This window comes from Acidithiobacillus sp., from assembly GCF_049965315.1.
Lineage (GTDB): Bacteria > Pseudomonadota > Gammaproteobacteria > Acidithiobacillales > Acidithiobacillaceae > Acidithiobacillus_B.
Genome location: NZ_JBMFWL010000004.1, coordinates 1 through 14,714 on the forward strand (window position 1 = coordinate 1; position 14,714 = coordinate 14,714).

A 14,714-nucleotide genomic window follows, 5' to 3' on the forward strand; every position below is an offset into this window, starting at 1 on the left:
GAAGCGGCGGCAGCCCTGAGCCAGTTCGTCACGGCATTGTCCAGCCTGATGGAAAGCCGTTATGGGCGACAAATAAGGCACGCCCGGCACTACCCCCCTCAAGCGCAGAAAGAGCCCTTCTGAGGGTAACCACCCCGCGCGGGATGGCTATCGCTATCCCGCGCTTCTCCGGGTGCGTGTTCTTGCCGAAAGACCGTGGGACAACCCCTCCGTTTCGACCTCAAACAGCTTGGGATAAGGCACCTAATTTATTGCGGGACGTAACAAACGGTAACGTCCTGGTTTGGGGTTTCCAACCTCACAATGCGCAGGTGCAGTCGCTGGCCGTGGTCAATCGCCAGGGCGCGGTGCAAGTCCTCGGCATCGTGGACGGGCTTTATCTGTCTCTGCCCTCGGGAAAAACCCGATGGGAGCCCGGAAAAGACGCCCGGATCGCCCTTTTCGTTCGCGATCCGGCCGCCCTGACCCAGAATTTGTCCGCCATCCGCGCCTGGGCGGCGGCCAGCGTCCTGGGCTTCAATCAGGATTGTCCGGGCAAGGACCAGGCCCGCTGCCAGACGGCGCTGAAGCAGCCCCTGCCCATTCAGGCCTATAACCTGAATTGCAGAACCGCCAACGGAAAAATCATCAACCAGCACTGCGCCGTTCCCTTGCCGCAAGTGCCGGGTAACGTCTCGCCAGGATTATTCTGGCAGTGAGAAGCCGAATCAATCAATGATGCAGGATGTTGTTTCACCTGATAGAAGGAGCGTATCCATGTCTGTAAACACCTTGTCCCGTTATGGCACCCTGTTGATCCTGTCCGCCGGGCTATGGGCGTCACCTGCCCTGGCGCAGACGGGCCTCCCTGCCGCCCAGTGCGGCCGGGCGGCCACGCCCAGCGAAGGGGCACTTTGCGCCAACCCCCAATTGCGCGCCCTGGACGCGGAACTCGCCGAGGCCTACCACCACGCCCTGGCCGCTACTGCCAAGGGCAGCACCGGGCGCCAGGAACTCATTGCCGAGCAGCGGCAGTGGCTTGCCATGCGTGATGCCTGTAAGGCGGATGCCGGGTGTTTGGCGGCGGCGTACCGCGAGCGCCTGGCGCAATTGCACCCAGGGGCCGTGCTGGAGCTGTCTCCGCTCGCGCTTCCCCAGTTCCTGGCGAAGCATCCAGACGCGGTCATTCAACTCACCAGTCAAAGTCCGGGCTGTACATATTGTACGGACCAAGATCGCAGGACTTTCGCTGAGGTGGTGGCGCATCTGCCCGCGCATGTGGCTATCGCCAGGATAGAGTGGACACCGTGGTACCTTTTTCCCAAGGAAACTGCTTCGCTCACCGGATCCATGCCGGGAATTCCAATGATCGCGATATTGCGTGATGGGAAGGTGGTCGATCGCATTTCAGGTGCGCAGATAGACCCGGCATCGCTGTCCCAGACCATGGCCTCGGTGTTTCGGGAGTGATCGGGCTTGGGCAAAGACGACCGCCCATCTCCCAAGAGATTGAACGGCCGCGCCCATGGGGTCTAGAAGGGCGTGCCGGCGCGGGAGGCCAGCCACATGCCTCCCTTGATCATCCCGAGGAGGATGGCGGTCAGCACTCCGATGATGGCGATCACCGCGGTGTAGGTGCCCGCTTTTTGCGCCGAGCAGCGCATGGTCAGTGGTAAGCCGAGGAAGATCTGATAGATGGCGTACACCCATGCGGCAAGGCTCGCCAGGGCGCCCAGAAAGGGCACGGGGAGCGCCTGAAAGACCCCTGCAAGCCAGACCGGCGTAAAGGCATAGGCCACGGTCTTGGTGGCCTGGGCAAGATCGGGCTGGCCATCAAAGGACTTGGCCAGGGCCATGGTGGCCCAGGCCAGGACCGCCACCAGGACGATTTGAAGAATATAGCCCATGACCAGGTTTTGGATGACAAAGGGACCGACGCCTCCCATGCCGAGCATGGTCGCAGGACCCATTATCCGTGACCACATCAACGAAGCCCCTATACTGGAAAATACGGGTGGAATGGCCGCCAGCCACAAGATCCAGCCCAGGTAGAGGGTGCGAACGGAAGTCGCCTCGTCGGCAATCTGCGGCCAGATCTCTTTGGGCTTGGTCAGGATGGCCATGATGCGCTGCACGGATGGTGTCTGCATAACTGCTCCCTCCTCAGTTGAGATTGTCGTAAAAGTGTGGGTTATGGCCAAGCCGGGAGTCAAGCCGTCCGCCCCGGTGCCATGCCCATCGGCAAGGGATGGACCATGGGCCGTGATGGCCGGGAAGCGGTGCAATCTTAATCCATGAGTTCAGGCAGGCGTTGCCGGACATTTCGGCGACGGAGTTTGCAGCCTTCGCACAAAGGCAATACATTGCCATCGAAGCTGAATCCGTGACCTTGTGGACGGTTGCTGCGGGTTGGGAGGCCACGGTTTGCGCATGAGGGGGTGCTTTCGGACGAGGTTTCCGGGAGCAGCCTTCTCTGCCGCACTGGGGGATGGTTCGGCTATAGACCCGCCTGTCCTGACGGTGGGCGCTTGGAAACAAAAATCAAAGCGCCCCATCTTTCGGAGTGGGCATGAGACGCCGCAAAAAGGCGCGGCGGTCGCATTGTTGCTGTTTTTCCAGGTTGGCGCGGGTTTGTTGGCGGAAGCTGAGGACTTGGCCCCAGGCGGCGAAAACGGCGTTGGCATCGGGGTAGCGGCGAAGGCCCTGCACTTCGGGCTGGAGGAGGAAGTGGCCCAGTTCGGGCAGATGGTGGAGATGGCCCTGGCCGATGAGCCCCGGGACGGGCAGGGGGAGGAGGGGGCCGAGGGCGAGGCAGGGATGGGCGGCTCGCTCGGCGGCGGTCCAGCCTTCGGGGAGGGGAAGGGCGGGGATGGCAGTGGGTATGCAGATGCGGTAGAGGGCGATAGGGGTGAGCAGGTGGCCCAGCCACCAGCCGGTGACGGGGCGTAGATCGCGCAGTTCCACGCCCAGATGCGGATGGGCCGCCTGGCTGTCGCGAAAGCAGGCCTCATGCCAGTGGCGAAAGGCGGCGGTAATCTGGAGAGTGAGGGCTTCCGCCGTTGCGGCGGGCAGAATTTGCCATGTCCCGGTCATCCCGGATTCGTCAACAGTGCTTTTGCGCGTCATGCCTGGAGCTCCGGGGTGAGGCAGGCGTAGACCAGCCCCGCCAGTTCCTGGGCAAGGCCGCGGTAAAAGAGCAGTTCGCTCTGAGCCGTGAGGTCGCTGAGGAAGCGATCCAGCCAGTCGCCGAGGGTATCCTGGCAAAAGCCCTGCAGGACTTCTGGTTCACCTTGCTCCCGGAGGAAGGCGGCACATTCGCAGATGGTGCCCAGATAATCGGCGGGGAGACCGGTGGGCAGCAAGCCCAGTTCGCCATAGAACCTTTCCAGGGCGGCGGCGCGATGGCCGTTCAGGGTGCCCTCTTCCAGATAGGCCGAGGCAAAGGGCGGACAGAGGGCCGGGAAGGTGAAGAGCCGGGTATGTTCCCCCTGCCAGGCATCCAGGGGGAGGGCGCTCAGTTCCCGCAGGGCGGCGGCCAGCCAGGGGGGCTGGCAGGGTTGTTCCTGCAAGAGGTCCAGGGACTCGGCATCCGGTTCCGCCAGCGCCATGGCGCAGAAGCGCCAGGTGGCGATGGTGTCGGGGCGCCTTGCCGAGGCCGCTTCAGTGGCTGGTAAGGACATGATAAATACCCGCGCCGAGGACGCCGTCGTGGCCGGCATTGCCCCAGGGAAAGACGTAAACCCCGCTGGCCAGGAAGTAATGGCGCAGCAGGAAGCCGCCCAGCAGGACCATGCAGGCCGTGAGAATTACCGGGGCGCTGCGTTGCCAGCCCATGAAGGTGCCCTTGCTTTCCATGACGAAGGGCAGGATCAAGCCAATGCCGAGGAAGCCGACGATCCAGCCCCAACTGTGCCAGAGGATGGATAGGCTGGCCTGGCCGCTGAGACTGCCGGGCAGTACAACAAAAAGAATACTGAAGATGAGCACGATTTCCACGGCGATGAGGATGAGATCCAGGCGCTCATACCAGCGGGCCATGGTGCCATGCTGGCGCAGCACGGCGTAGAGAACGAGGAGTTGATAGGCCAGTGCCGTGGAAAATGCGGAAACGGTGAACAAGGGCGGGACCAGGTCATTGGCCCACAGGGCCGCGGCGGGAAAGGAGCGCAACAGCAAACCGGTATAAACCGCCGTGCCTACCCCATTGAGGATGGCGACCCAAGCGATGGGGGTGCGCAGGCGCGTGGCCCAGTCACCAATGAGACGGATCAGTGGCAGATCGAACCATCTTCCCAACCAGGGGCCGGCCACGGGCAGCTTGCGCAACCACGGCTCATCCAGCAGCAAGGGCCAGACATAGAGCAAACCGAAGACCATGGCCCAGATGATGAACTGGGTGCCCCAGGCGATCCAGGACCAGGGCAGGAAGAGCACGTTCCAGGGCAGCAGGATTTCCCAGACCCGGATGGGATGGAGCAGATCCACCAGCAGGAGGGCGGAGCCGAAACCCAGGAAGGCCTCGCCGGAGAGGGTGCCCCAGAGGGTGATGGCGCGTCCCGCCTGGAAATAGCGGTGGCTGAAGAGACTCAGGGCGATGAGGGCGGCGCCCAGACCGCCCAGGAAAAGATAGGCGGCGACCAGCACGCCCCAACGGTCCTGGGTGGCGAAGGTGGTGGCGAAATGAACGGCGCTCATAGCAGTTCCTCCGGAATCTTGTGGACATAGTAGACGTTGGGGCCGGTGCCCAACTCCGTGAGCAGGCCCTGGGCCTTGCCGGTGGCGACGACCTTGGTGAGGAGATCGTTGGGGTTGTCCAGATCGCCAAAGATGCGGGAGTGGGCCACGCAGGTCTCCACGCAGGCCGGTTGCAGGCCTTCCTGCAGGCGTTCATAGCAGAAATCGCACTTGTCGATGCTGGGCACGGTGCGCTTGAGGAAGTCCTTGCCGTAATAGGCCTCGCCGTGGCTGATATCCTCACGGTCGGCACCATAGCGGGCATCGTAGGGGCAGGCCATGGCGCAGGCCTGGCAACCCATGCAGATTTCCGGATTGACGCGGACGATGCCGTTGGCCTCCTTCCAGGTGGCGCCGGTGGGACAGACGCTCACGCAGGGCGGGTTGTCGCAGTGGTTGCAGAGCTTGGGAAAGAACTGGCGCAGGATCTTGTCCCCCACCTCGATCTCCTCGTCATAGACATAGGTGCGGAACTTGTCGGGGTTCCACACCGGGGTCTGGTTTTCCATGGCGCAGGCCGCCATACAGGCGTTGCAGCCGACGCAGGTGTCCAGATTGATGAGCATGGCATATTTGGTCATGGATGATTCCTCAGGCGCGTTCCAGGCGCACGGTGAATTCCTGGGAGCGGAAACCGCCGCTCACCGGTTCGATGAAGTTGGGAGTGATCTTGTTGAGGGCCGTGCCCATGCCCACCGCGTGGGTGAGCGCGGGGTTCTGGTCGCCGAAGCCGCTATAGAGAAACACCGTGTCGGCGCGAATGAGGCGGGTGACATGGACGGCGGCATCGGCCTTCTGCTGGGTGAGCAGATTGGTGACGCGCACCTGGTCGCCCTCGCGCAGCCCGAGCTTTTCCGCCCGCTGGGCATGGACCCAGAGGCCGGTATAGATGTCGCCGCGGAACTTGTTGATGCCCACCAGCGGCTGGAAGTCGTTGTTGGGCGAGCAGTGGGAGACGGTGGGGACCATGCCGAAGGTGAAGTAAAATTCGTTGTCTCCCATGGGCGCCTTGGCCTCTGGTCGGCAATCGGCGGGGATATGGGTGGCCAGCACGGAGAAATACGGGTTGTCCCACAAGCCGAATTGATCCCGCAATTGACCATACAGGTTGCTGTAGAACTCGGCGCGGCCGCTGGGGGTGGGCAGGGCCATCTTGCGCGGCATGCCGTAGTTGGCGATGAGATCCTCGGCCTTGGCGACGGGATAGACCCCCTTTTCCCGCAGGACGGCATCCAGCTTTTGCGGCGTGATGCCGAGCCCTTTGGCCTTCATTTCAAAATCCACCTGGCGGCTGGCCATGTTGAAGGGGTTTTTGATGCCTTTGGCGCGATTTTCGGCAGTCAGGGCCTTGAGGCGGGCGGCGGGCACGCCGGCGAGTTGCTCCAGAGCCCGATAATAGGGCTCGCTGCTGCCGCTGATGATCTCCGTCAGCTTCAGCAAGGCATCGGGCAGAATGACGTTGTCGTAGAGGGGCGGCACGGCCTGATAACGGGTGATGAGCATGTTGTCGGGATTGGTGCCGTTGCCGTAGATGGCCGGCTCATCGCGCTCCAGGTAGGTGAGTTCCGGTAGGACCACGTCGGCATAGGCCAGGGTATCCGAGGGCATCACGTCCATGACGACGACCAAGTCCATGTTGGGATGGTTCAGGACCTCTTCCCAGAAGCCCTCGGGCGCATCGCGCAGGGGATTGGTGCCGTTGAAGAGGATGGCTTTGCAGAGATAGGGCGCGCCTTTCCAGGTCAGCTTGCCTTTGACGGCGGAATCCAGGCCGACTTCCGTGGTGAAGGGAAACGCCGCCCAGTCGGGGGAATCCTTGGGGGTCTGATCGCGGTGCACCGCCGCCCAGGCCGGATAGCCGTGGGGATAGGTGTTGGGATCGGCTGCCGCCTTGGCGCTCCAGTAAACGAAGGGCATGCCCGCCAAGCTGGCCATGGGCGGCGCCTTGGGGTCATTCTTCACCTCCCACATGTGCCGCACCTGCTCGCGGTAGTCGCCGCCGAAGATCCAGCCGCCGGGCACGTCGAACCCGCCCTTGAGGCCCTGGATCATGGCCTGGACCCTGCGCAGCATCTGGATGTTGCCATAGCGGGCGCCGGACCATCCGGGGATGAGGATGGGCGACTTGGCCTGATGAAAATCGCGAACGATCTTGCGGATGTCGGCGGCGCTGATGCCAGTGTTGGCGGCGGCCCATTCGGGCGTGTAGGACTGAATCTCCTGATGCTGGGCATCAAAGACCGTCAGCATGGCCTCGCCATTGTGGCTAAAGCCTTGGGGTGCGCGAAGCAGGGGGGTCACGCTGTTGCCGTTGCTGCCTTGCAGATTGTGGTTGCTGAAGGCGGGGAGAAAGACCACCTGACCGCTCTTGGCGTCGATGACGGCGGGTTCTTTTTGCGCCGAGAGATAGAGTTCCCAGGCGTTGTGGGCATTTTTGCGCACCAGGAAGGGCATGTTGCTGTGGCTGACGAGAAATTCCTCATCATACCAGCCGTTATTCATCATCTCCCGCAGCATGGCGAGGGTGAAATCCAGGTCGGTGCCGGGCTTGATGGCGTACCACTCGTCGGCCTTGGCCGCCGTTTCCGAGGCGCGCGGGTCGAGGACCACCACCTTGGCCCCTTTCTCTATGCCGGCGGCGAAACGCACGGCACGGCAGGTGGAGACGCCGCCGATGCTGGCGTTGCCGATGATGGAGAGGATGTAGTCGCTGTTTTCGTAATCCTCAATGTTCTCGCCGTGAACGACATAGTTGCCGGTCATGGAGTTGGTGCCGAAATGGCCGTTGAAAACGCAGTTTTGGGTGGGCGAGGTGATGAGATTGGGGATCTGATTGGCGGCGGTGAAGCAGAAGGTGTTGGGAATATAGAAGGAACAGGTGCTCCAGCCGCCATAGATGGTCCATTCCCACGGCTTGATCCCCTTGCTCTTCTGGGCGATGTAATCCCAGGCCTCATCCCAGGTGGCGGCGCGGAATTTCATCTCCCCGCGCTTGCTGCCGGCCACGCGGATCAGCGGGGTCTTGACGCGGTTGGCGCTGTAGACCTGGCGCAAGCCTGACTGGCCGCGGGCGCAGATCTTGTCGCCATTGAGGGTGGAGTTGGGGTTGCCGCCCAGCTTCATGATGCGCTCCCGCCCCTTTTTTTGGGCGACCGTGATGCGCAGGGAACAGAAGGAAGAGCAATAATTGCAAATGGAATAGGCGAAATGATCGGCCGGATCGGGCTTGTCGGGGCCGGCGATCCGAATCCAGTTCGGGTGGTAAAGGGTGGCGCCGACCGCCCCCAGGCTGGTGTTTTTGAGAAAACTGCGGCGGGTCATTTTGGGGAACTGCCAAGCCATGATAAGGCCTCCTGCCTGCGAATGCGCGTTATAGCGAACCGGTTTGAACCGGCGCGGGATGGTGGTTTTGTTTCTAACGATATAACGAAATGCTAATATGCTTATATAATACTCTTGAAGACCGAAGTCACAAGAGATGAACATCGTTTTATCTATTGTTTTATTGAATCTGCATATTTAATAATTTGATGAATTTATGGGATGCCGCCGGGCGCGGGTTGACGCCAGGAACGATTACGGCTTGGGCCCAATGGCCGTTTCCCGGACTATTGGCTGCTGCGGGGCAATTGCATGGTGATACAGTGCAGGCTGCCGTGTTGGCGGGTCAGTTCGAGGCAGGGGATCGGGATGATTTCACGATCCGGGAAGGCTCCTTGCAGGCGTTCCCGGGCCACGTCATCGGCGGGATCATCATAGGCGGGGAGCAGCACCGCGCCGTTGATGATGAGGAAATTGGCGTAACTGAGGGGCAGGCGGGTGCCATCATCGTCAAAACGCGCCTGGGGCCAGGGCAGGGGGATGAGATGGTAGGGACTGCCGTCGCTGCCGCGGAGGCCGGAAAGTTCGGCGGCCATCTGCTGGAGCGGCGCAAAATGGCTGTCGTCCGGGTCGTCGCAAGCCTGGTAGCTGATGCTGCGGGGGCTGCAAAAGCGCGCCAGGGTGTCGATATGGGCGTCCGTATCGTCCCCTTCCAGGTGACCGCTTTCCAGCCACAGCACCCGTTCCATGCCGAGATGCTGGCAGAGCAGGGCGCTGATCTCGCCGCGCGCATACTGCGGGTTGCGGTTGGGGGAGAGGAGGCAGGCACTGGTGGTGAGCAGATTGCCCGCGCCATCCGCTTCGATGCTCCCGCCTTCCAGGATCATCCCCAGGGTGCGCAGCGGAACATCGCCGTAGGCCCCTTGGGCGTGAAGACGGCGGGTGATCTGATTGTCGAGGTCAGCGCGGAATTTGAGGCCCCAGGCATTGAAGCCGAAGTCCAGGAGTTGGCCCTTGCCCTGTTCATTGAGGAGGGTGATGGGGCCGTGGTCGCGGGCCCAGGAGTCGTTGCTGGGGCAGATCTGCAGGTGGCATTGCGTCAATCTGGCCCCGGCGGCGCTCAGGGTCTCGAGGCAATGGTCTGCGCTGGCCCGGTCGTGACAGACAATCAATACCGCTTCGCGCTGGCTGATCTCTCGGGCGATCCGGGCAAAGACGGCGCTGACTTCCGCCAGACGCGGCGCCCAATCGCTTTCCGGGTGAGGCCAGGTAAGCTGCACGGCCCATTGCGGGGCCCATTCGGGGGGAAGGCGATAGGCCTGGGTCATGTCCGTCTCCGGTAGAGTTTCCCTTTTCTCCATCATACGACCAAGCGCCCTTTTCGTCAGCCGCTGGTAGCGCTTACACTGCATTACCATGAACGCATCCTCCGAACGTGTCGATCATCTCCTTTCCCGTCTGGGTTATTGCAGCCGCTCCGAAGTCCGCGACCTGTTGCGCGCCGGCCGGGTGGCCGTTGACGGTGTTCCCCTGTCCCGGCCCCAGAGCAAGGTTCCACCGTCCCTGGTCACCCTGGACGGGGCGCCCCTGGAACATCCGGAGTGCCTCTATATCCTCTATCACAAACCCCTGGGCAAGGTCTGCGCCCATGACGACGCGCGCGGCATCTATGCCGATTTTCCCGCACGATGGCGCCTGCGGCGGCCCTGTTTTGCCAGCGTCGGACGGCTCGACAAGGAAACGAGCGGACTCTTGCTGCTTACGGATGATGGCGACTGGCTGCATCGCCTCATCGCCCCCCGTTTTGCCGTGCCGCGTCGTTATCGGGTGCTGCTGCAGTCGCCCCTGCGGGGGGATGAGGCGGAGCAACTAGCGAGCGGGACCTTATTGCTGGAGGGCGAGGACTCCCCCTGTCGCCCCGCCGAATTGGCGGTGCTGGGCGAGCAGGAAGTATTGCTCACCCTGCGCGAGGGCCGTTACCATGAAGTGCGCCGCATCTTTGCCGCCCTGGGCAATGCGGTCGTGGCCCTGCACCGCGAGTCCTACGCCGATCTCACCCTGGCGGGCCTGGAACCGGGCGCGTGGCGGGAACTGACCCCTGCAGAAAGGCCATAGGAGTGACCATGATCTGGATGCCGCATGTCACCGTAGCCGCCGTGGTGGAGGAGGATAAACGCTTCCTCCTGGTGGAAGAGGAGGTCGAAGGCAGGCGCTGCTTCAACCAGCCCGCCGGCCATTGGGATCCGGGGGAGGGGCTGCTGGATGCGGTGGTGCGGGAAACCATGGAAGAGACGGGCTATCCTTTCGTGCCGGAAAGCCTCATCGGCATCTATCACTGGGAGCACCCCCGCAAGGACCTCACCTATCTGCGTTTCGCCTTTGCCGGCCGGGTGGGGGCGCGGGATCCGGGGCGGCCTCTGGATACGGGGATCATTGGTCCGCAATGGCTCTCCTTGGCGGAAATACGGGACCAGCCGGGGCGGATGCGTAGCTCCCTGGTGCTGCGCTGCGTGGAGGATTTCCTTGCGGGACAGCGCTATCCGCTGAACATCCTGCAGCGGCTGTAAAGCCAGAAACGGCGGTTGGCAAAGGCGCTTTTCGCTCCAGCGGTCTTTGCCTGTTGTTCTACGGCTCATCCCTCTGGCGGTTGAAAACTCGCCCTGCGGGCTCAAACAGTTCACTTGCCGGGCGCGAGATTTCACCTAGAACGACGACGGTGCGGGCCGAAGTCGCGGCAAAACACCCGGGCCAACCGCCCCATATCGGATAAAGCGCAATGGCCTTCCTGCCGCCGGACAATGCCGCCGCTGCGCAACTGACGGCGGCCCCTCCAACATGCTATCTTTGTGCCAATGACATCGGCAGAGACGATGAGGGGCCATGATCGACGCAGACGGCTACCGCCCCAACGTGGGCATGATTATCTGTAATCACGAAAACCAGGTCTTGTGGGCCAGGCGGGTGGGCGAGAACGCCTGGCAGTTTCCCCAGGGCGGCATACAGCGCTCGGAAACGCCGGAGCAGGCCATGTTGCGGGAACTGGAGGAAGAGGTGGGCACCGCCAAGGTGGGTATCATCGGCCGTACTCGCGGCTGGCTGCGCTACGACGTGCCCCGTTCTCCCCAGCGGGCCCGCCGCCGCTATCGGGGCCAGAAACAGATCTGGTTTCTGCTGCGCTTCGAGGGCGAGGAGGGGGAGATCAACCTGCAGACCAGCCAGCCGGAGTTCGAGGAATGGCGCTGGGTGGACTACTGGGCGCCGGTGAATGAGATCATCGCGTTCAAGCGTCGTGTCTATTGGCAGGCCTTGCGCGAGTTGGCGCCCCTCATCGGCGCCGGACCGCCGCCCACGGAGCCCCGGGGCTTGCCGCGACCGATCATGATGGCACCGGAGCGTCGCTAGGCCCGTTGCCGGGCGCCGCGAGCGGCCAGGCCCAGGAGCAGGGCGTTGACGGCAAAAACCAGCACGCTCCAGTGGGTGATGGGGAGGCCCAGCCAACGCTTGCCACCGGCCGTCACGCAGGAGCCCTGACCACTGAGGCTGGCGGCAAAATCGGACCCCCATGGCCCCCAGGCGGGGGACGTTTCCAGAAAACGCACGGCGCTACAGCTTTCCACCTGCGGTGCTGCGGCAACGAGATGCCATTGCCAGGCCCCGGCTGCGGCACCGCCCAGGGCCGCCAGCGCGGCTACCCAGAGGAGAGCAGGGCGCATGCCGCCGCGCCAAAGGAGGGCGGCGCCCGCACCGGCGATCATCAGCAGGTCGGCAATGCGCTGATAGATGCACAGGCTGCATGGGGCGATACCCCGATCGAACTGCAGCCAGAGGACAATGCCCAGGGCGGCGCTCCCGCTGAGCACGGCAAAGGCAGCGATACCATCAATCCCGTATTTCCGCATGGTCCCGTTTCCTCGCACTCCGTAGGGGCTCAGGGCGTCTGCAACAGCGCCGGCCAGTCGCTTTTCCGGGGCAGGCCCATGATGAACCCCATCTGTCCGCTCCTGTCGCGATAAATCAGAAACGGCACCCCATTGCCGCCGGCCATCTCCAACAGATTTTCATTGTAGCGGAGCTCTCGTTGGGCCTGAGCATCGGGCGCAATGGCGGCGATGCCCCCGCTGGGTTTGCCGCTGCTGCCAAAATGAATTTCATTTTCCTGGAGGGCCTGGCGCGGGTCCTTGGCTTGGAGGATGGCCGCCGCCTTGCCGGCACTGCTGGGAAAGAGGATGGCCACGGGGATGAAGCGCGCCCGCAGCCGCCCGGCGCTGATGGGTTTTTGCAAATCTCCATAGAGCAGATGGCAATAGGGACAGTTGGGATCAAAAAAGACATAGACCACGGGGCCTTTCCGCCCTTCCTCGACGTAATGGGCATGATCCAGTGCCTGCCAGAAGCTGGGGGCATGCTCGGCCAGGGCCGGGGCGGCGAGGCTGCTCAGGCAGCAAAACAGCAGGATGCGCAAAACGCTCATGGCTTCTCCGCAAGGACACTGGTCAGGCGCAGCAGGGCGATCCTTTTGCGGCTATAGAGTTCATAGCCTGCGTAGAGTTCCTGGCTGTGGATGCTTGTGGGCAACGCTTTTCGGACGGCGGCGAGATCCGCTTCGGGCAGGGCGAGGAAGGCGGTTCCCTGCCCATCCGCCACGATCCGCGCCAGCCGGGTCAGCCGCTCCGGTTCATGCCCGGGCATGGCGCCGCGGCCGGCGTAAAAGAGAAAGCTCGGCTGGAACCAGTGCCAGGTGGCAATGGCATAGGGCTGCGCCCCTTCCATGGTGCGGATCATTCGGCCCATGGTCACGGAAGGTTTGAGGGAGTCCAGGGCCGGCATGGCGACGAGAACGAGGACGCCCGTGAGGGCTACGGCGCCGATACCCAGGCTGCCGATGATCGCCATGAGCCGGCCGCCCCAGGCAAAATAGAGGGCCGCCAGCGCCGCCAGGAAATAGGGGAGACCCAGATAGGCGACATCGCCCAGGGGCGGAATCTCCTTGGGGACCAGCCACCAGCCCAGGCCGGCCAATGTCAGGCCGATGCCCAAGAGCGCGCTCAGGGAGAGCAGGACACCCCAGCGCCGCAAGGGAATGATCCCGTGCAGGGCCAGGTGCAGGCGCTGGGCCAAGAGCAGAAAGAGGGGGGGGTAGGCTTCCCACACATAGTTGGGCAGTTTGGTGGCCGCCAGGCTGAAAAAGACTACCCAGGTGATGGCCCAGAGCAGCATGAAGGCATCTTCGGGCGCCTTGGTGAAGAGGGTCCCGCGCCGCTGCCAGAGTTCCGCAGCGGTCTGGGGAAGGAAAATGGACCAAGGCAGCAGGGCCAGGGGAATGGTGAGGAGGTAGTAGTAAATGGGTCCGCGGTGCCCCTCCATGCTGGCGGTATAGCGACCGATGTTTTGCTGGTCGATGAAGAGGCGATCCCAGAGCCAGTGGGTTTCGACCCCAACGGCCAGGTACCAGGGCAGGGCGATCAACAGGAACAGCGGCACACCCAGGGCGAGTTGTCCTTGCCGCCAGAGATGGGGCAGATCGCGGCGGCCGAGGAGAAACAGGACGATGATCAGACCGGGCAGAAGGAAGCCGATGGGCCCCTTGGCCAGGGTGGCCAGGGCCATGGCGGCATAGCTGATGAGATAATCGCGCCGCCGCTCCTCGGCCAGGAGATAGCCGCGCAGGTACGAGATCAGGCTGACGGTGACGAAGAAGATCAGCAGGGGATCGGGAACGGCCGCGCGGAAGATGATTTGGCTGTGCAGAGCGGTAGCGGTCAGCAGGCCCGTCAACAGGGCCGTGCGCTCCCCGTAAAGACGGCGGAGGGCCAGGGCAAGATAGAAGACCAGCAATGCCCCCAGGGCTACGGAGCCGATGCGCAGCCCCCAGCCATTCATGCCCAGGAGACGCACGCCAGCCCCCATGAGCCAGTAGTTGAGAATGGGCTTGTCCGGGCGCAGGGCCTCGTTGAAGGTGGGGACCACGAGGTTGTGGTGGGCCAGCATTTCTTTCAGGGCTTGGGCGTTGTTGGGTTCGTCGATATCCCAGAGGCTGGCGTTACCGGTGTGGAAGGCCAGCAGCCAGAAGGCGAAGAGAAAGAGGAGCAGTGCTTGCAGCAGAAAGGATTGCGATGGGGCGCTGGCGGGTTTATGCATCCCGGGCGCCACCCTTGAGGATGCGGGCCTTGTCCCGCTGCCACTCCCGTTCCTTGAGGGTGGCGCGTTTATCATGTTCCTGCTTGCCCTTGACCAGGGCGATCTCCACCTTGGCCCGCCCCTGTTTCCAGTACATGGCCAGCGGCACGACGGTAAAGCCCTTGCGCTCCACGCTGCCGATGAGGCGGTTGATCTCTTCCTTGTGCATCAGGAGCTTGCGCGTGCGCGTCGGATCGGGGTTGATGTGGGTACTGGCGGTGGGCAGGGGGCTGATATGGGCGCCCAGCAACCACAGCTCGCCGCCCTTGACGAGCACGTAGCTGTCCTTGAGATTGAGCCGCCCGGCACGCAGGGACTTGACCTCCCAGCCCTGCAAGACCATCCCGGCCTCGAAGCGCTCCTCAATGAAATACTCGTGTTTCGCCTCGCGATTCAGGGCGATGGTGCTGCTCATAGTGCCACTCCCGACGAACTCAAGGCGCATTGTAAAGCAAAAGGGCCGCGGGGATAACGCCTGTTGACCAGATGGCCGCCGCAGCCGG

General features: G+C 63.0%; 16 protein-coding genes. 5 read left to right on the forward strand and 11 right to left on the reverse strand.

Translation table 11 applies throughout. The annotated features are described in order from the left end of the window. Nucleotides 1–251: 251 nt before the first annotated feature. Together ACP5MM_RS01855 and ACP5MM_RS01860 are read left to right on the forward strand one after the other, a co-directional pair. On the forward strand, nucleotides 252–698 hold the full coding sequence (locus ACP5MM_RS01855) for a hypothetical protein (protein WP_427934021.1): 447 nt from the start codon (nucleotides 252–254) through the stop codon (nucleotides 696–698). Nucleotides 699–756: 58 nt separating this feature from the next. Next, nucleotides 757–1,449 carry a lysozyme inhibitor LprI family protein gene (locus ACP5MM_RS01860; protein ID WP_427934022.1) on the forward strand — a complete coding sequence of 231 codons (693 nt, stop codon included), beginning with the start codon at nucleotides 757–759 and terminating at the stop codon, nucleotides 1,447–1,449. 62 nt (nucleotides 1,450–1,511) lie between these two features. Here ACP5MM_RS01860 and ACP5MM_RS01865 read toward each other — a convergent pair whose 3' ends face one another. The 7 genes from ACP5MM_RS01865 to ACP5MM_RS01895 all read right to left on the reverse strand — a co-directional run bounded on the left by ACP5MM_RS01865 (nucleotide 1,512) and on the right by ACP5MM_RS01895 (nucleotide 9,398). Beyond that, nucleotides 1,512–2,129, reverse strand: a complete 618-nt coding sequence (locus ACP5MM_RS01865) for a Yip1 family protein (RefSeq protein ID WP_427934023.1) — start codon at nucleotides 2,127–2,129, stop codon at nucleotides 1,512–1,514. A 391-nt stretch (nucleotides 2,130–2,520) separates the two neighbouring features. After that, on the reverse strand, nucleotides 2,521–3,105 hold the full coding sequence (hybE, locus tag ACP5MM_RS01870; protein WP_427934024.1) for a [NiFe]-hydrogenase assembly chaperone HybE: 585 nt from the start codon (nucleotides 3,103–3,105) through the stop codon (nucleotides 2,521–2,523). After that, nucleotides 3,102–3,659 carry a TorD/DmsD family molecular chaperone gene (locus tag ACP5MM_RS01875; RefSeq protein ID WP_427931298.1) on the reverse strand — a complete coding sequence of 186 codons (558 nt, stop codon included), beginning with the start codon at nucleotides 3,657–3,659 and terminating at the stop codon, nucleotides 3,102–3,104. Before ACP5MM_RS01875 ends, hybE begins: the two co-directional genes overlap by 4 nt. Beyond that, complete coding sequence (gene nrfD, locus ACP5MM_RS01880; protein ID WP_427931300.1) at nucleotides 3,640–4,674, reverse strand: NrfD/PsrC family molybdoenzyme membrane anchor subunit; 1,035 nt, start codon at nucleotides 4,672–4,674, stop codon at nucleotides 3,640–3,642. Before nrfD ends, ACP5MM_RS01875 begins: the two co-directional genes overlap by 20 nt. After that, nucleotides 4,671–5,294, reverse strand: a complete 624-nt coding sequence (locus ACP5MM_RS01885) for a 4Fe-4S dicluster domain-containing protein (RefSeq protein WP_427931302.1) — start codon at nucleotides 5,292–5,294, stop codon at nucleotides 4,671–4,673. Before ACP5MM_RS01885 ends, nrfD begins: the two co-directional genes overlap by 4 nt. A gap of 10 nt (nucleotides 5,295–5,304) precedes the next feature. After that, nucleotides 5,305–8,055 carry a molybdopterin-dependent oxidoreductase gene (locus ACP5MM_RS01890; RefSeq protein ID WP_427931304.1) on the reverse strand — a complete coding sequence of 917 codons (2,751 nt, stop codon included), beginning with the start codon at nucleotides 8,053–8,055 and terminating at the stop codon, nucleotides 5,305–5,307. Between the two features lie 266 nt (nucleotides 8,056–8,321). Further along, a complete protein-coding gene (locus tag ACP5MM_RS01895; protein ID WP_427931306.1) occupies nucleotides 8,322–9,398 on the reverse strand; it encodes an agmatine deiminase family protein in 1,077 nt (358 codons plus the stop codon). A gap of 52 nt (nucleotides 9,399–9,450) precedes the next feature. On the opposite strand from ACP5MM_RS01895, the gene ACP5MM_RS01900 reads away from it, so the two are divergent. The 3 genes from ACP5MM_RS01900 to ACP5MM_RS01910 all read left to right on the forward strand — a co-directional run bounded on the left by ACP5MM_RS01900 (nucleotide 9,451) and on the right by ACP5MM_RS01910 (nucleotide 11,436). Continuing rightward, the gene (locus ACP5MM_RS01900; RefSeq protein WP_427931307.1) at nucleotides 9,451–10,149 is read left to right on the forward strand and encodes a pseudouridine synthase; all 699 of its coding nucleotides are present in this window, start codon (nucleotides 9,451–9,453) and stop codon (nucleotides 10,147–10,149) included. Between the two features lie 8 nt (nucleotides 10,150–10,157). Further along, nucleotides 10,158–10,601: an NUDIX hydrolase gene (locus tag ACP5MM_RS01905; RefSeq protein WP_427934025.1), complete on the forward strand. Its 444-nt coding sequence runs from the start codon at nucleotides 10,158–10,160 to the stop codon at nucleotides 10,599–10,601. A gap of 313 nt (nucleotides 10,602–10,914) precedes the next feature. Then, entirely contained in the window at nucleotides 10,915–11,436 is a 522-nt protein-coding gene (locus ACP5MM_RS01910; protein ID WP_427931311.1) for an RNA pyrophosphohydrolase, read from the forward strand. Here the strand turns inward: ACP5MM_RS01910 and ACP5MM_RS01915 are convergent. Genes ACP5MM_RS01915 through smpB form a run of 4 tightly spaced genes read right to left on the reverse strand, consistent with a single transcriptional unit; the run spans nucleotide 11,433 to nucleotide 14,626 of the window. Continuing rightward, complete coding sequence (locus tag ACP5MM_RS01915; RefSeq protein ID WP_427931313.1) at nucleotides 11,433–11,933, reverse strand: disulfide bond formation protein B; 501 nt, start codon at nucleotides 11,931–11,933, stop codon at nucleotides 11,433–11,435. The two genes, ACP5MM_RS01910 and ACP5MM_RS01915, sit on opposite strands and share 4 nt — an antisense overlap. Nucleotides 11,934–11,962: 29 nt before the next feature. Then, complete coding sequence (locus ACP5MM_RS01920) at nucleotides 11,963–12,505, reverse strand: thioredoxin fold domain-containing protein (RefSeq protein ID WP_427931314.1); 543 nt, start codon at nucleotides 12,503–12,505, stop codon at nucleotides 11,963–11,965. Then, on the reverse strand, nucleotides 12,502–14,172 hold the full coding sequence (locus ACP5MM_RS01925) for an ArnT family glycosyltransferase (protein WP_427934026.1): 1,671 nt from the start codon (nucleotides 14,170–14,172) through the stop codon (nucleotides 12,502–12,504). The genes ACP5MM_RS01920 and ACP5MM_RS01925 overlap by 4 nt, the downstream gene beginning before the upstream one ends. Beyond that, entirely contained in the window at nucleotides 14,165–14,626 is a 462-nt protein-coding gene (gene smpB / locus ACP5MM_RS01930) for an SsrA-binding protein SmpB (RefSeq protein WP_427931317.1), read from the reverse strand. Before smpB ends, ACP5MM_RS01925 begins: the two co-directional genes overlap by 8 nt. Nucleotides 14,627–14,714 lie beyond the last annotated feature (88 nt).

Coding starts and splice junctions, on each gene's coding strand:
- ACP5MM_RS01915 (WP_427931313.1), bottom strand. CDS start 11,933: ATGCGGAAATACGGGATTGATGGTATCGCTGCCTTTGCCGTGCTCAGC.
- ACP5MM_RS01905 (WP_427934025.1), top strand. CDS start 10,158: ATGATCTGGATGCCGCATGTCACCGTAGCCGCCGTGGTGGAGGAGGAT.
- ACP5MM_RS01875 (WP_427931298.1), bottom strand. CDS start 3,659: ATGTCCTTACCAGCCACTGAAGCGGCCTCGGCAAGGCGCCCCGACACC.
- ACP5MM_RS01865 (WP_427934023.1), bottom strand. CDS start 2,129: ATGCAGACACCATCCGTGCAGCGCATCATGGCCATCCTGACCAAGCCC.
- nrfD (WP_427931300.1), bottom strand. CDS start 4,674: ATGAGCGCCGTTCATTTCGCCACCACCTTCGCCACCCAGGACCGTTGG.
- ACP5MM_RS01910 (WP_427931311.1), top strand. CDS start 10,915: ATGATCGACGCAGACGGCTACCGCCCCAACGTGGGCATGATTATCTGT.
- ACP5MM_RS01900 (WP_427931307.1), top strand. CDS start 9,451: ATGAACGCATCCTCCGAACGTGTCGATCATCTCCTTTCCCGTCTGGGT.
- ACP5MM_RS01860 (WP_427934022.1), top strand. CDS start 757: ATGTCTGTAAACACCTTGTCCCGTTATGGCACCCTGTTGATCCTGTCC.
- ACP5MM_RS01925 (WP_427934026.1), bottom strand. CDS start 14,172: ATGCATAAACCCGCCAGCGCCCCATCGCAATCCTTTCTGCTGCAAGCA.
- smpB (WP_427931317.1), bottom strand. CDS start 14,626: ATGAGCAGCACCATCGCCCTGAATCGCGAGGCGAAACACGAGTATTTC.
- ACP5MM_RS01895 (WP_427931306.1), bottom strand. CDS start 9,398: ATGATGGAGAAAAGGGAAACTCTACCGGAGACGGACATGACCCAGGCC.
- ACP5MM_RS01890 (WP_427931304.1), bottom strand. CDS start 8,055: ATGGCTTGGCAGTTCCCCAAAATGACCCGCCGCAGTTTTCTCAAAAAC.
- hybE (WP_427934024.1), bottom strand. CDS start 3,105: ATGACGCGCAAAAGCACTGTTGACGAATCCGGGATGACCGGGACATGG.
- ACP5MM_RS01885 (WP_427931302.1), bottom strand. CDS start 5,294: ATGACCAAATATGCCATGCTCATCAATCTGGACACCTGCGTCGGCTGC.
- ACP5MM_RS01920 (WP_427931314.1), bottom strand. CDS start 12,505: ATGAGCGTTTTGCGCATCCTGCTGTTTTGCTGCCTGAGCAGCCTCGCC.